Here is a 14265-nt window from a genome sequence, read left to right as displayed (position 1 = left end):
TAGGCGCCCTGTGCTCGTCGGCCGGCTTTTCGTCTGGTGCTTCGCTATTGGTCGGCGCCTGGCCGCCAGATTTGCGCCGCCATTCCCGCTCGCGCGGCACGCGCAGGTCCGGATGCTCGATGGTCACGCGCGTGCGCCCGCGGAGTTCCTGCCAGAAGCCCTGCCGCACCTCGGCAGGCGTCCCCATGCTGCCCTTGCGCACCAGGCTGTAAAGCTTGTTGGCGGTTGGCGTAACGCCATAGCGGAAGAACAGCAGGCCGCAGACCTCGCGGTACAGCGCTCGGGTTCGGGGAAGCGGCGGCCGTTGAGGCCGTGAAGCTCGAACGGCGCCAACGGGTCGAGAGTCTGCCGGGGCGCGGCGAAGACCGTCAGAATGCGGTTGGAGACAGGTCCAGGCCGCCACTCGAATCGATGGAAATGCGATAACGGACCGTCGCAGCTGGAGTGAGCCTTACCTCCCTCTCCTTCAAGCCACCGAGACACATTGCCGAAGTCTGGGCGCCAAGAATGATCGCCCCCGGTTTGGCGTAGAACCGGGCGACCTCACCGGATTTGAGTCGGCCCACTTCCTTCCCATCGACTGACAGGACCGTATCGCAAGCGCTGCCGTAGAACCCTTGATCCCGGGTCACGACCAGCGTTGCAAACTCGCCGGGTGGCGGCGTTTGCAATCCGCTAAGTCTCTCGGAAGGTGCTGGCGCCGCCTGACTTGCCGGTATGGGGGTGGTCGAGCATGCGGAGACCAGCATGGTCACCACGCAGGCAGAGAGGATTGTTCTTAGGATTAACACGTGGCCCTCCAGAAGGCTTCAACGCAATGAGTGCAGGAACAAGGCGACGATTGCGGGGCGGCTCAGAACTTGTGCCGGACACCCAAGGCGATGCCGAACATGTTGCTCTGCCCGTTGCCCAGGACATAGCTGTTACCCAGCGACAAACTGTTGGCAAAGACGGTCGCCAGCGAATCAAGCATCAAGCCGGCGTTCTTGGCATAGGCAGTGGTCACGTAGAAATCGGTACGCTTGGACAGCGAGTAGTCGGCCACGAAGGAGACCTGCCACGGATTGGCCACGCTGGTGTTGCCGTAAAGGTTCTTGAGATCGTCGTAGTTGTACTCGAGCGTGAGTGCCAGCGCCGGCGTGACCTGGTAGTTGGCGCCGATCCAGTAGAAGTCATCGCGCTGGATCAGGGCATCGGCCGCATTCCTGTTCTGGCCCCAACGGTAGCCGCCCATGATCTTGGCCGGGCCGAAGGCATAGCTGGCGCCTACCACGGCCTTCTTGACGGTGCCGGTGCCGGTGCCGATGGTGGGATTCCACTGGTCATAGCCCGCTGTCGCGGCGAACGGGCCGAACGTGTAAGCCAGCGCCCCGCCATAGGCGGTGTCGCGTCGGAACTGCCCCGGGACTTCGCCATTGCCGCCGATCGGGATGGGGAATCCTACCGAGGCGGGCAAGGCTACCCCGACGCCGAAGGACCAGTGCGCAAGCGCCGTCAGTCCCCCGAACTTCCCGGAGTACTTGACGGTGTTGTCCGCGCGGTAGTTGGGGCCGGATTGCATGACGACCGGCTCATACTGCGTGGCATAGGCGGTCGGAGAGAAGTTGGCCAAGGCCTCGAACATCGAGGTGTACTGCCGGCCAAGACTGACCTGGCCAAAACGGTCGCTTTGGACGCCCACGTAAGCCTGGCGGCCGAACAGACGGCCGCTTTGCTGCGACAAGCCGTTGTCGATGCCGAAGCCGCTTTCGAGCACGAAGAGAGCCTTGATGCCGCCGCCCAGGTCCTCGTTGCCGCGCAGGCCCCAGCGGGAGCCGGACAGCCCTCCCGAAGTCAGTCGGAAAACATCGTTGCCCGGTCCCGGATTAAATCCATTGGCGGCCGTCGGCACGACGCCCGCGTGGTTGACGTATTCCACGTTGGCGTCGATCACGCCATACAGCGTGACGCTTGACTGCGCAACGGTTGCCAGCGGCCATCCCAGCAATGACACAAAGGCCATTCTTTTCAGTGCCATGCCCGCTCTCCTCTCTTTCTTTTTTCTTGGTGGTTCAACCACGACTTCATTCGCTGGATGGCTGGCCTTACAGCCTGCTGCCAGGCAACCTGTTCGAGCATAGGAGCGTAATTCGTTCTCCGCCAACATCCGATGGCTGGAAACGCTCGAAACGGAAAAACAGTGTCGGCCGGTTGCAACAGTCGCCAGCGAAGCGCTCTCCGTGCGGAGCGCCTAGAATGCTGGTGAGCCAAGGCTCACAGGAGCTTGATCAGTAGTCGTTTCCGTGTCTGAAATCCAAACACACATAACGTATCAAGGAGAGCGACATGTCCGTATGCAAATTGCCCGCATTTGGTTTCGCAGTCCTGATGGCACTGACTTCGATAGGTGCGGCCGCCCAGACGGCGCAAGGGTCCCAACCGGGGACGGCGCCATCCGACGTTCCTGCTGCGCCTCCGACTACGGCCCAGGCCAAGGCTTTGATTGCCGAGCGCTTCAAGGCAGCCGATTCCAATCATAACGGCAAGCTGACTCGCGACGAAGCTCAGGCGGGCATGCCAAAGGTCTACGAAAATTTCGACAAGATCGACGTAAAAAAGCAGGGTTATGTCACTGAGCGCCAGATCGGTTCCTACTGGATGAAGAAGACCAAGGACCAGATGCAGAAGGAAGATCCGATCTGGAACTGAAGGCGCTGCAGATTCTTTGTAGCCTCACAAGATGAGGGAGCGGGAGAATTCGAGCCGTATCTCCCGCCCGTAGTGGTCCTCGCATGCCCAACGGCAACCACTTTACGGAGACCGCAATGGCGAGAAGAATCATCCGAATCGCAGTGCCTGACGCGGTACGTATGGCGTTGCCCCTGGAGAAGCGCTGATTAAATCAGTGCGCGAGTCATCGCGGCATTGGGTTGATGCGTGTCATAAGCATGTCCACGATTCAGTCCGGTGATGAAGCGAAGCGCAGTTGTACAGCCCGATTGTTCTGGCGAATCTGGCGCTCGCCAGGAAGCGGCTATTGGCCTCACAGGAGAGCAATCCGGCCCGAGCGCGCAAGTGCGCGGGAATATCGTCCTGGATTGGTCTTCTTCTCTCACATTACGAAAACCAAGGTTGGCTTACGTGCATCGCCACTAGCCGACCTCATTGATCGTTTCCCTAGTATTTGATGTCCCGCTTTTCCTGACGGCCCTCCTGCTTCGTGTCGCGCTTGTCCTGCCGGCACTGAGCGTTGCTCTTCTGGTTTTCCGCCCGGCAGTCGACCTTGCCCGAACGTGCCTCCTGTTTGGCCGCCTGGTTTGCATTTCTGCCTTGTTGGCGCTGCTGCGACTGCTCGGTCGCCGGGGCAGCGCCCGATAGCGCCAGGAGCCCGACCATGACCAGCACTCTGCCGATCTGGTTCCAAAGTCCGTTTCTCGATTCGAACATTTTGACACTCCTCCTTGCGTGAGCCAGGACCGTCCGGATGACTTTATGGAATTGGCCGAGCGTCGTCGAGCGCTCGAAGGTCTCAGGTCAAAAGCCGGAAGCCATCTGCGCATTTTAGGTGGCTTATTGGCCTTCGAACAGGAAGTCGGGGAATCGCCTTCCTTTTGGCGGGGCTTCGCAGGCTGCTGGCACTTCGTATGTCGCTTCCTGCACTGGTAAAGCTTTGGCATGAACTGTCAAGTTTAAGGAACGCGATGCAAAGCAGCGCGGCTGCTTCCCACCTACCTTAGTGACAAGGGCGGCCGCCGACTTACTGCGTGGGCGCCGCGGCAGTGGCTATCACCACGCATTCACCAACGACCTGAAGGCCGACCGTGACGAGCCGCGATTATTGGCGGCGTGAGTTCTGAGATTTTGTGCCACCCCGAAGCCCATTTGATTTGATTTCGCTGAACCTTTGCAAGGAGCAAGACGTGCAATTCCTCGACGATTCGCTGCATCCCGAGAACATGGACAAGGTCGTTATCACCGTGGCCCCCTATGGCCCGGAGTGGATGCCCGAGGATTTCCCCGAAGATATTCCGGTCACCATGGAAGAGCAGGTGCAGAAGGCCGTGGACTGCTACAACGCCGGCGCCACCGTGCTGCACCTGCATGTGCGCGAACTGGACGGCAAGGGTTCCAAGCGCCTGTCGAAGTTCAACGAACTGATCGCCGGCGTGCGCGCCGCGGTGCCCGACATGATCATCCAGGTGGGCGGCTCGATCTCGTTCGCCCCGGAAAGCGATGGCGAAGCCGCCAAGTGGCTGTCGGACGACACCCGCCACATGCTGGCCGAACTGACACCGAAGCCCGACCAGGTGACCGTGGCGATCAACACCACGCAGATGAACATCATGGAGCTGCTGTACCCCGAATACCTGAAGGGTACGTCGCTCGAGAACCCGGCCTACCAGGCGGCCTACAGCGAGATGACCGTGCCGGCCGGCCCGCAATGGGTGGCCGAGCACCTGCGCCGCCTGTCGGCCGCCGGCATCCAGCCGCACTTCCAGCTCACCGGCATTCACGCGCTGGAAACGCTGGAGCGCCTGGTCCGCAACGGCACCTACATGGGCCCGCTGAACCTGACCTGGATCGGCATCGGCGGCGGCTTCGACGGCCCCAACCCGTTCAACTTCTTCAACTTTATCCACCGCGCGCCGGATGGCTGCACCCTGACCGCGGAATCGCTGCTGAAGAACGTGCTGCCGTTCAACATGATGGCGATGTCCATGGGCCTGCACCCGCGCTGCGGCATCGAGGACACCATCATCGACCAGCACGGCAACCGCATGACCTCGGTGCAGCAGATCGAGCAGTGCGTGCGCGTGGCGAAGGAACTGGGCCGCGAGATCGCCTCGGGCAAGGAAGCGCGGGAGATCTACCGCATCGGCACCTGGTACGACAGCGCCGAGGAAACCCTGGCGGCGCACGGCATGGCGCCCAACCGCAAGAGCGGGCAGAAGAACCTGCCGCAGCGCGCGGCCTGACACATCTGCTGCGGTTTCGGGCGCAGCCGGACATCTTTCCGGCCGTGTCCGGCACCCGAGCAAGACCAATCACCATTCCGGCACCAGCCCACACGAGAACCTAATGGGACAGACCTTTACCGAGGCAGCCAGCGCGGTTGCGGATCACACCGTCAGCAAGACGCGCTCCACCTTCTATGCGTGGGTGGTATTCACCCTCATCTTTTCACTGCTGATGTCCGACTACATGTCGCGGCAGGTGTTGAACGCCGTTTTCCCACACCTGAAGCTGGAGTGGGGCCTGACCGATGCCCAGCTTGGCTCACTGAGCGGCGTCGTCGCGCTGATGGTGGGGCTGCTGACCCTGCCGTTCTCACTGCTGGCCGACCGTTGGGGCCGCGTGAAAAGTCTTGCTCTCATGGCGCTGCTGTGGAGCGCAAGCACGCTGGCGTGCGGGCTTGCGGCCAACTACGGACACATGATGGCGGCACGCTTCTTCGTCGGCGTGGGCGAAGCCGCCTACGGCAGCGTGGGCCTGGCGGTGATCCTGAGCGCCTTCCCCGCTTCGATGCGCGCCACGCTGACCGGCGCCTTCACCTCGGGCGGCATGTTCGGCGCCGTGCTCGGCATGGCGCTGGGCGGTGTGGTGGCCACACACTTCGGCTGGCGCGCGGCCTTTGTTGCCATGGCGCTGTTCGGCCTGGTCGTGGCGATGTTCTATGCGCTGATCGTGACCGAGCGCAGGCTGGCCCGGCGTACCCATGCCGGTACGGCGGCGGCCGCCACTGCGCGCGCCACGGGCCGCGGCAGCCTGCCGCTCCCCGCCACGCTGCGTGCGGTGTTCGGGGCGCCTTCGCTGGTATTTGCCTATCTGGGCAGCGGCCTGCAACTGTTCACGGTATTCGCCATCGTGGCCTGGATGCCGAGCTACCTGAACCGCTACTACAGCATGGCACCCGACAAGTCCGCGCTGGCCGCGGCGGTGTTGCTGATCGTCAGCGGCGTAGGCATGACCCTGTGCGGCATCCTGACCGACTGGGTCAGCCGCAAGGCGCCAGGGCGCAAGGTGACGCTCGCCATTGCCTATTGCCTGATCTCCTGTGTGTTGCTGATGTCAGCCCTGCGGCTCGCCCCGGGCAATGCGCAACTGCTGCTGATCGCCGGCGGCGTGCTGGTGGCGGCCGGTACCTGGGGGCCCGCCGGCGCCATGGTCGCCAATCTGGCGCGGCCGGCCATTCATTCGACCGCGCTGGCCACGCTGACCCTGGCCAATAACCTGCTCGGTGCTGCGCCGGCGCCTTTCCTGACCGGCGTGCTCGCCGACCGCATCGGGCTCCTGGGCGCGCTGCAGGTGGTGCCGCTGGTCTCGCTTGCCGCCGCCACGTTGTTCCTCCTGGCGGGACGCAACTATCAGCGGGACCTGAGTCTCGCAGAGCAGCAGAACGAGCTGGAACACGTCTCCGAGCGCGCCCCGGCCTGATACACTTTTCTCTTGTTAGCCAGACGCAAAGAATGTCCATTACCTCGCGTCATCCATCGGGGACGCCAAGTTTTGACGCAAACGGCGAGCCGACACACGAGACAAATGCTTTGCAGTTCGGGACATGCTACTGGATCAAAGGGCGCGAGAGTGGTAATCCTGCAGCGCAGGCAAGTTGTCGCTAACACCACACCGGCCGCGCGGAGTGTACGCGGCGCTACCAGCCGTGTGGATCTTTGCCTACAGTTAACGCGGCGGCAGTTGGCCAGTCCGGCAGCGCCGCCAATGCCGTCTGGTCTGGTCTCACCCAGGCGCCTGCCCGCCCGGGATTCGTATGAGCGATGACTTCGCACCGAGCCGGGTGGGGGATCGTCGTAGACCTCAGCTGTGGGCAGGCTTGCCGGGGGCACGCCCATGTTGACCACTTCCCTCGATCCCCAAGCCGCAGAAGTGCGGCCGCGCCTGCTCGATACCGTCGACCGGGTGTGCGAGATGTGCTTTGGCCTGTTCATGGCCCTGACTTTCGTGGGCGCGGTGTCGGCCGTGGGCGCGCCAGCAAACGCCCCGCACACGATGTTCTACACAGCGCTGGGCTGCAACCTGGCCTGGGGGTTGGCCGATGCCGTGATGTATCTGGTGCGCACGCTCACTGAGCGCGGGCGCAGGCTGTCGCTGGTCAACGCGGTGCGCCATGCCGGCGACCCGGCTGGCGCCATCGCCTGCCTGCGTGACGCGCTCTCGCCAGGCTTGCGCACGCTGGTCGACGATGCCGAACTGGAACCGATCCGGGTCCGCATCGCCCGCAGCACCGACTGGCCCGAGCGCCCCACGCTGAATCTTCAGGATTTGCTGGCGGCCGTTGGGATCTTCCTGCTCGTGGTGCTTGCCACGTTCCCGGTCGCCTTGCCCTTCCTCGTGTTTGCAGACGTCCCGACGGCGCTGCTGGTATCGCGCGTGCTGACCATCCTGATGCTGTTCGGGGCCGGCATCGCCCTGGGGCGCCATGCCGGCTTCGGCGGATGGATGGCGGGCGTGGCCATGACGCTGGTGGGCGTCGCGCTAACCATGGCCATCATCGCGCTCGGGGGCTGACCATGCACGCCGCAAAACCGGCGACACGGCTGGCCGCGCAACGGGCAGCATCCTGGCTGCTGTTCGTGGCGGCAAGCCTGCCGCTTCCCTTGTGCGCTGCCGAAGCCAGCGCAGCCCCCGCAGCTGGGGAAACGCCAGCGTGGAGCGGCGGCCTCTCGGCCTACCTCAACCTGCCGCGCGGCAGCGAGGCCTATGTCACCGGCATTGCCATCGCCAACCGCGGCGCCTTGCACCTTGAGGCGCGCAGCAACTACGAAGGCATGGATGCGTATTCGTTCTTCGTCGGCTACAACCTGGGCTGGGGAGACGCCTTGCGCCTGGATTTCACGCCGATCCTCGGCGTGGTTACCGGCAGCACGCGTAGCGTCGTGGGCGGATTTGAGGCCACACTGACCGGCCGCTATGCCGATGCCTATGTCGAGTTCGAGTACGTGCCGGACGCCGAGCCATCCGGCTACACCTATGCCTGGACTGAGCTTGCCTGGCGCCCCCGTGACTGGCTGCGCTTGGGCCTGGCGGCCCAGCGAACGCGCGTCCCTGACAGCGGCCGAAATTTCCAGCGGGGCATCTTTACGCAAGTGAAGGGCAAGCACATCGCCGGCGCAGTCTACTGGTTCAACCCGGCCGCGCACGACCAGATCGCCGTGGTCTCTGTAGCGCTGACCTTCTGACGCGGTTGGCAGCGTTCCCGTACGCTTCCGTCTGGATTAATCCCGGCGGGCGCGGAAGATGACGGGCTTCCAGTGGTGCAATTCCGGAGCAATGACGCGGGTAGGAGACCGCGCCAAACAGGGGCAGCCGACCGGACTGCTGCTGAGAGCCCCTTGAGGTACCTACAATGCGCGCATGGCTTCCGATCCCGGGCCGACGACCTCCGTCCTTCAACTTCGAATTGCTCTGCGCGGCCTGAGCCCGCCGGTTTGGCGATGCGTCCTCGTTGGCGCAGTTCCTCGATGGGCAGGTCGTAGTCCGCCATCTGGTCCTTGGACCCAGCGGATCGCCGCCGCCCGCTCAGTTCTTACTGTCATCGTTTTGGTTGTCGTTGCCGTCGCTCCTGTCGCTGCCATCTTCCGGGTTCGAGCCGGTCGGCGCCCCGTGCTCGTCGGCCGGCGTTTCGTCTGGTGCTTCGCTATCGGCCGGTGCCGGGCCACCGGATTTGCGCCGCCGTTCCCGCTCGCGCGGCAGGCGCAATTCTGCCAGCAGCTGGCGCGCCAACGCCGCCTCGGCTTCGGCGCGCTCGGCCCGGCGCTGGGCTGCCGCCAATTCGGCCTGCACCATGTCCCGGTCGACGGCGGCCTGGCGCTGCGCCGCCTCGGCGGCCACGAGCTGCTCGTTAAGCCGCTCGGTGAGCGCCGCGGTATGGGCTTCGAGGCGGGCGCGGGCCTCGGCCTGCGCCACCGCCGCGTCGCGGGCCTCGGCGCGCGACGCCCCCAGCTCCGCGCGTAGTTCTTCGGTGGCGCGCTCACTCTTCTGGCGCGCGGTACGCTCCGCGTCCAGTTCGCGCAAGCTGCGTCGCTCGCTGGTCTCGGCGCGTTCCTGCGCGAGCGTCACCTGCTCGCGGGCGCGCTCGAGCTCGGTCGAGAATTGGGTGCGCAACGCGTCCAGTTGCCGGCGCGTGGCCTCGAGTTCCGACCGCCCCGCCTCCAGCCGCGCCTGGGTCGCGGCGTGGTCCTGCCGCTCCGCAGCCAGCGCCGCCTGATTTTCCTCGATGGTTTGGCGCGCGGCGTCCAGTTGCGCGACCAGCGCCGCGGCCTCCTCGCGTGCGAGCGCAGTCTCGGCGTGCGCGGCATCGCGCCCGGCTTCGGCCGCGCTGGCGGCCGCGCGCGCCTCGGCGCGCAGCGTGGCCAGCTCGCCGGTGGCGGCCTCGTTGGCCGCCTGCCAGATGGTCTGCACCGCCCCGGCCGCGATCTCTTTCAATGCCTCGGGCAAGTCCGGGTGGTCGATGGTGACGCGGGTGCGCCCGCGCAGCTCCTGCCAGAACCCCTGCAGCACCTCGGCGGGCGTGCCCATGCTGCCCTTGCGCACCAGCTGATAGAGCTTGTTGGCGGTGGGCGTGATGCCGTAGCGGAAGAACAGCAGGCCGCAGACCTCGCGGTAGAGCGCGCGGGTCTCGGGGAAACGGCCGCGCAGCTCGGAGATATCGTCGGCCATGGCGGCCTGCAGCGCGGCGTCGGTCAACTCCAGGTCGGCGGTGGCCATCGGGTAAAAAGTGTATTGTTATAATAAATATAACTACGTAATACGTCATATGTCAAACTGATGGCAGCAAACTTTAGACATAAGTGTGCTTATGTCAAGGGATCGGCTATACTGACACAAACGGCATGTGCCTCAGCCGATACCCGCTTATGGAACTGCTCCCGATCCCACCGCTGCCAAGCCTGGCCGCGCCGCTGCCCACCCCGCTCGAGCGCCTGCAGCTGCCGCCCGCGCTGTCCGGCGCCGCCGGCAGCAACCGCGCGCCCGCTACCGCCACCCGCATTGCCGCGACGGATGACCTCGCCGCCGTCACCGCCTGGCTCGCGCGCTACGCCGACAGCCCGGCGACCGTGAGCGCCTACCGCCGCGAGGTCGAGCGGCTGCTGCTGTGGACCGTGCTGCAACTGGGCAAGCCGCTGTCGTCGCTGACCCACGAGGACCTGCTGGTCTATGAACGCTTCCTGGCCGACCCGCAGCCTGCCGCGCGCTGGGTGCTCGCGGGCAGCAAGAAGCTCGGCCGCACTCACCCCGACTGGCGCCCGCTTGCCGGGCCACTGTCGCCGGCGAGCGTGCGCCACGCGCTGGTGATCCTGAACGCCCTCTTTGCCTGGCTGACCGAGGCCGGCTACCTGGCCGGCAACCCGCTCGCGCTCGCGCGCCGCCGGCGCGCGCCGAGCCGGCCGCGCATCACGCGCTACCTCAGTCACGAGCTGTGGGACGTGGTCAAGGAGACCATCGCGGCGATGCCGGGGACGACCGACACCGCCACCGCGCGCGAGCGGCTGCATGCGGCGCGCTGCCGCTGGCTGTTGAGCGTGCTCTATCTGGGCGGCTTACGCGCGGCGGAAGTCACCGGCACCGCGATGGGCGCCTTCTTCTGCCGGCGCGATGCGCAGGGCATCGAGCGCTGGTGGCTCGAGGTCACCGGCAAGGGCAACAAGACCCGGCTGGTGCCCGCCACCGACGAGCTGATCGCCGAACTGGCGCGCTACCGCCGCGCCCATGGGCTGGCGCCCACCCCGCACCCCGGCGAGACCCGCCCGCTGCTGCTGCCGGTGATCGGACGCGCGGGCCGCGAGCACCCTGACAAAGGCCTGTCACGCGGGGCGCTGCATCTGATCCTGAAGGAAGTGTTCGGCCTGGCGGCCGCGCGCCTGCGCGCGCGCGGGCCCGAATGGGCGGCGCAGGCCGATGTCCTGGCCAGCGCCTCGGCCCACTGGCTGCGCCACACCGCCGGCTCGCACATGACCGACAAGCAGTTGGATCTGCGGTATGTGCGGGACAATTTTGGGCATGCGTCGATCTCGACGACGAGCGGCTATTTGCATAGCGAGGAGGATGCACGGCATGAGGCCACGCAGGCTCGGCATCGGATTGGCTGGACCAGGAAGACGTAGGGCACGAGCGTGGCATGCGAGAAGCATCCCCGAACTGGATGCACAGCCCTGATCACGTCATCTACTCCTCCGCCATGGCATGACCAGTGCCATGCAGCCTCTTGACCGTATGATCCGCGGCTCTGTTTGAGCAAAGGGGCACGCGTCCTGGAACGACTAACATCGTCAAACCCAGTCCGTCCGGCACATGGAGGACATGGCTCTTGGCACGATCACAGCCTCATGCCGCCGGGCCACACATACTGAACCTTCTCCGCGCGCACCGCTTTGCGCCTACTATGTCACTTATTGCCATCTACTGCGCCAAATCTGCTTCAATTGATGGCGCAGTTTACAGAACCGCGCCACAATTGCGCCATCCTTTAAGCGAACTGCGCCACGTCCGACATGTCCCCTGCCCACGCCCTACTAGAGAGTATCCGGAAAGCCTCCGCGGGACTAATGCTTACCGAGTTGCTGGCACAGCATCCCGACGTTGCACGGCGGACAGCACAACGCTGGATCAGCCAATGGATCGATGATCGACAGATCATGGCGATCGGCGAAGGTCGCGCCCGTCGTTATTTCGCTGCGAAAGCGACCGAGTTTGCCGCGGCCTCCCCGGAGGAAGACCGCTTCCCGGGTTACATCCCGCTTTCCGCCGATAGCCGCGACATCGTGGCGTATATCGATCAGCCTCCGGAGGCGCGCAAGCCTGTGGGGTACCAACGCGACTTCCTTGACGCCTATCAGCCCAATGTCACACGGTACCTGTCGGAATCGCTTCGGCGTCAGTTACACAAGATGGGCAAGACGGCGCAGGCTGATGCGCCCGCTGGAACCTACAGCAGGGCCATCCTGAACCGGCTACTGATCGACCTGTCATGGGCATCGAGTCAATTGGAGGGCAACACCTATTCCCGCCTCGACACCCGGGAGCTGATCGAGCACGGGAAGGCGGCGCAAGGCAAGGCGGCCATCGAAACACAGATGATTCTCAACCACAAGACTGCCATCGAACTGCTGGTGGAGAACATCGGTACGGTAGGTTTCGACCGCTATACCTTGATGAACCTGCATAGTGCCTTGTCGGAAAACCTGTTGCCCAACCCTGCCGATGAAGGCCGTATTCGACAGCACGCCGTAGACATTGGCAGAAGTGTTTACCGACCCCTGTCAGCAGCACAGCAAATTGAGGAAGCACTAGATGTCCTGCTCGGAAAAGTGAATCAGATTGCCGATCCCTTCGAACAGTCATTCTTCGTGCTGGTGCACCTACCCTATCTGCAGCCATTCGCGGACGTGAACAAACGAACCTCGCGCCTGGTGGCCAATCTGCCGCTGTTCCGCGAAAACCTTTGTCCGCTCACATTCCTGGATGTACCGGAGCAAGCTTATAGTCGCGCCATCCTCGGCATGTATGAAATGACCCGCGTCGAATTGCTGCGCGATCTCTACGTTTGGGCTTACGAGCGCTCAACGCAAGAGTACCTGGCCATCAAGCAGGATCTGGCGGAACCCGATCCGCTACGCCTTGCTTGGCGTGATGTGATCAAACAAACGATCCGTGACGTCGTGCTGCAACCCGATCATGATGCGCTATCCGTGATTCGGCAGGCCGTCATGGCAAGAGTGCAAGAGGCTGATCGTGACAACGTGCAAGGGCTGATTGTAGACGAGCTCCGGCGCCTGCACGAGGGCGTACTGGCCCGATACGGCTTGCGACCCTCGGAGCTCGTAGCTTGGAAGGCATCGCAGTTGGCGGCGCCACCCAAGTAATTGCTTGCCGCCGCAGCGAGAATTACTGGCTGGGAAGTCCACGCTCAATGAGTGCTGCGCGCGCGTGGGCCCGAGTGGGAAGCGCAGGCCGATGTCCTGACCAGCGGCTCGGCCTACTGGCTGCGCCACACCGCCGGCTCGCACATGACCGACCGGCAGGTGGACCTGCGCTATGTCAGGGATAATTTCGGGCATGCGTCCATCTCGACGACGAGCGCGTACCTGCACAGCGAAGAGGATGCGCGGCACGAGGCCACGCAGGCGAGTCACCGGATCGGTTGGGGCATCCGCAAGAAGGTGGATTCCTGATTCAATGCAGATCCCGCTCGCGCTATTCTGGGCTGCGCCGACTATGGCAGCATGCACGGCGCATCGTCGTCCCGCTGAAAGGCGCTCGACGCGCTGGCGACTGCCACGACGGGGAAATCGGCCGCCGCATGGTTGAGTGTGGACAAGGCGAACAGAACCGCACGGGCTCGGGGCAAACCTTGCCCAGCGGCTATCGACTGAGCTTTCAAGGAGGTTCGAGCTTCTCGGACCACAACCTGGAACAGATGCGTCTGTTCCATCAGGATTAGTCCGTCGACGACATTTCGCAGGCACTGTCTGCGAAATTCACTGGCCACCCGTCTCCGCAGACATCACCTGCCATTTCCCACTGGTAACGAAATTGCCGCCCCCTGTCCGCGCTGGGCAAAACCTTCCCGTGCTGCAATGAGAAGGGCGGGAAAACAAGAAGCGGGGAAACCCCATGCCCCTCTTGTTCAGATGCTGTTTTTGGTGCAAAATTACATCAATTTTGAGGCACGGAGGTTACTATGCGCACCACTGTCACCATCGACGATGCCCTCTACGAACAGGCGCTAGAGGCGGCCGACCCTAGCATGGACAAATCAGATCTCTTTCGTGAGGCGATCAAGACTTTCGTCCGGGTACAAGCGGCCAAGCGGCTCGCGGCACTGGGTGGCGCCGCTCCAGAGATGCAAAGTGTGCCACGTCGCCGCACAGAGTCTGAAACGAAATGAGCATCCTCGTCGACACTTCCGTATGGGTGGATCATTTTAAGCACCGCAACGACGCACTGGTCGCTCTGATCGTGTCGGATCAAGCACTGACCCACCCCATGGTCTTGGTTGAATTGGCCTGTGGGACACCGCCAGCACCGCGTGCTCGGACACTCGGCGACATCGGACTGTTGCAACCTGCAAAGCAGGCGAGCCTCACCGAGGTGATGGCGTTCATCGAGCGCGAGAAATTGTATGGGCTGGGTTGCGGCCTGGTTGACGTCTCACTGCTGGCTTCCACTTTGATCACACCAGGCGCACAGCTATGGACAATGGATAGGCGTCTCGACGATTTGTCAGGGCGATTTGGTGTGGCGCATCGACCCAAGCTTCACTGAGTC

Annotated in this window: 12 protein-coding genes and 2 pseudogenes; 10 read left to right on the top strand and 4 right to left on the bottom strand. The window is 63.8% G+C overall.

Annotation, left to right across the window (positions count from 1 at the left end):
* Positions 1-103: 103 nt before the first annotated feature.
* Positions 104-304 (bottom strand): annotated as a pseudogene (locus ACIP1U_RS27585) (DNA-binding protein); the annotation flags it as partial.
* A 549-nt stretch (positions 305-853) separates the two neighbouring features.
* Complete coding sequence (locus tag ACIP1U_RS27580) at positions 854-2017, bottom strand: porin (RefSeq protein ID WP_400321988.1); 1164 nt, start codon at positions 2015-2017, stop codon at positions 854-856.
* A gap of 308 nt (positions 2018-2325) precedes the next feature.
* Here ACIP1U_RS27580 and ACIP1U_RS27575 point away from each other — a divergent pair, with 308 nt between their 5' ends.
* A complete protein-coding gene (locus ACIP1U_RS27575; protein WP_400321987.1) occupies positions 2326-2688 on the top strand; it encodes an EF-hand domain-containing protein in 363 nt (120 codons plus the stop codon).
* A 468-nt stretch (positions 2689-3156) separates the two neighbouring features.
* On the opposite strand, the gene ACIP1U_RS27570 is transcribed toward ACIP1U_RS27575, so the two are convergent.
* Positions 3157-3426: a hypothetical protein gene (locus tag ACIP1U_RS27570; protein ID WP_400321986.1), complete on the bottom strand. Its 270-nt coding sequence runs from the start codon at positions 3424-3426 to the stop codon at positions 3157-3159.
* A 473-nt stretch (positions 3427-3899) separates the two neighbouring features.
* On the opposite strand from ACIP1U_RS27570, the gene ACIP1U_RS27565 reads away from it, so the two are divergent.
* From ACIP1U_RS27565 to ACIP1U_RS27550, 4 genes are all read left to right on the top strand, one after another.
* Entirely contained in the window at positions 3900-4955 is a 1056-nt protein-coding gene (locus ACIP1U_RS27565) for a 3-keto-5-aminohexanoate cleavage protein (RefSeq protein WP_400321985.1), read from the top strand.
* A 103-nt stretch (positions 4956-5058) separates the two neighbouring features.
* On the top strand, positions 5059-6414 hold the full coding sequence (locus tag ACIP1U_RS27560; RefSeq protein ID WP_400321984.1) for an MFS transporter: 1356 nt from the start codon (positions 5059-5061) through the stop codon (positions 6412-6414).
* Between the two features lie 414 nt (positions 6415-6828).
* Positions 6829-7506, top strand: coding sequence for a hypothetical protein (locus ACIP1U_RS27555; protein WP_400321983.1), 678 nt, complete (start codon positions 6829-6831; stop codon positions 7504-7506).
* A 2-nt stretch (positions 7507-7508) separates the two neighbouring features.
* The gene (locus tag ACIP1U_RS27550; protein ID WP_400321982.1) at positions 7509-8177 is read left to right on the top strand and encodes a hypothetical protein; all 669 of its coding nucleotides are present in this window, start codon (positions 7509-7511) and stop codon (positions 8175-8177) included.
* A 340-nt stretch (positions 8178-8517) separates the two neighbouring features.
* Here ACIP1U_RS27550 and ACIP1U_RS27545 read toward each other — a convergent pair whose 3' ends face one another.
* A complete protein-coding gene (locus ACIP1U_RS27545) occupies positions 8518-9705 on the bottom strand; it encodes a DNA-binding protein (protein ID WP_400321981.1) in 1188 nt (395 codons plus the stop codon).
* Positions 9706-9854: 149 nt separating this feature from the next.
* On the opposite strand from ACIP1U_RS27545, the gene ACIP1U_RS27540 reads away from it, so the two are divergent.
* From ACIP1U_RS27540 to ACIP1U_RS27520, 5 genes and pseudogenes are all read left to right on the top strand, one after another.
* Positions 9855-11102, top strand: coding sequence for a tyrosine-type recombinase/integrase (locus tag ACIP1U_RS27540; protein WP_400321979.1), 1248 nt, complete (start codon positions 9855-9857; stop codon positions 11100-11102).
* A gap of 441 nt (positions 11103-11543) precedes the next feature.
* Positions 11544-12860, top strand: a complete 1317-nt coding sequence (locus ACIP1U_RS27535; protein WP_400321978.1) for a Fic family protein — start codon at positions 11544-11546, stop codon at positions 12858-12860.
* A gap of 54 nt (positions 12861-12914) precedes the next feature.
* A pseudogene (locus ACIP1U_RS27530) lies at positions 12915-13169 on the top strand (tyrosine-type recombinase/integrase); the annotation flags it as partial.
* Positions 13170-13678: 509 nt separating this feature from the next.
* On the top strand, positions 13679-13885 hold the full coding sequence (locus tag ACIP1U_RS27525; protein ID WP_400321977.1) for a type II toxin-antitoxin system VapB family antitoxin: 207 nt from the start codon (positions 13679-13681) through the stop codon (positions 13883-13885).
* Positions 13882-14262 (top strand): type II toxin-antitoxin system VapC family toxin, encoded by a 381-nt coding sequence (locus tag ACIP1U_RS27520; protein WP_400321976.1) that lies wholly within the window; start codon positions 13882-13884, stop codon positions 14260-14262. The genes ACIP1U_RS27525 and ACIP1U_RS27520 overlap by 4 nt, the downstream gene beginning before the upstream one ends.
* Positions 14263-14265: the final 3 nt, after the last annotated feature.

The sequence above is a fragment of the Cupriavidus sp. NPDC089707 genome (genome assembly GCF_044748965.1).
Classification (GTDB): domain Bacteria; phylum Pseudomonadota; class Gammaproteobacteria; order Burkholderiales; family Burkholderiaceae; genus Cupriavidus.
Note: the sequence above shows the minus strand (reverse complement) of the source record. Positions and strands in the feature narration are given on the sequence as shown.

What these genes read in the sequence shown, in the direction of transcription:
- ACIP1U_RS27580 (WP_400321988.1), bottom strand. Translation starts at nt 2,017, where the DNA reads ATGGCACTGAAAAGAATGGCCTTTGTGTCATTGCTGGGATGGCCGCTG.
- ACIP1U_RS27575 (WP_400321987.1), top strand. Translation starts at nt 2,326, where the DNA reads ATGTCCGTATGCAAATTGCCCGCATTTGGTTTCGCAGTCCTGATGGCA.
- ACIP1U_RS27570 (WP_400321986.1), bottom strand. Translation starts at nt 3,426, where the DNA reads ATGTTCGAATCGAGAAACGGACTTTGGAACCAGATCGGCAGAGTGCTG.
- ACIP1U_RS27560 (WP_400321984.1), top strand. Translation starts at nt 5,059, where the DNA reads ATGGGACAGACCTTTACCGAGGCAGCCAGCGCGGTTGCGGATCACACC.
- ACIP1U_RS27555 (WP_400321983.1), top strand. Translation starts at nt 6,829, where the DNA reads ATGTTGACCACTTCCCTCGATCCCCAAGCCGCAGAAGTGCGGCCGCGC.
- ACIP1U_RS27550 (WP_400321982.1), top strand. Translation starts at nt 7,509, where the DNA reads ATGCACGCCGCAAAACCGGCGACACGGCTGGCCGCGCAACGGGCAGCA.
- ACIP1U_RS27545 (WP_400321981.1), bottom strand. Translation starts at nt 9,705, where the DNA reads ATGGCCACCGCCGACCTGGAGTTGACCGACGCCGCGCTGCAGGCCGCC.
- ACIP1U_RS27540 (WP_400321979.1), top strand. Translation starts at nt 9,855, where the DNA reads ATGGAACTGCTCCCGATCCCACCGCTGCCAAGCCTGGCCGCGCCGCTG.
- ACIP1U_RS27535 (WP_400321978.1), top strand. Translation starts at nt 11,544, where the DNA reads ATGCTTACCGAGTTGCTGGCACAGCATCCCGACGTTGCACGGCGGACA.
- ACIP1U_RS27525 (WP_400321977.1), top strand. Translation starts at nt 13,679, where the DNA reads ATGCGCACCACTGTCACCATCGACGATGCCCTCTACGAACAGGCGCTA.
- ACIP1U_RS27520 (WP_400321976.1), top strand. Translation starts at nt 13,882, where the DNA reads ATGAGCATCCTCGTCGACACTTCCGTATGGGTGGATCATTTTAAGCAC.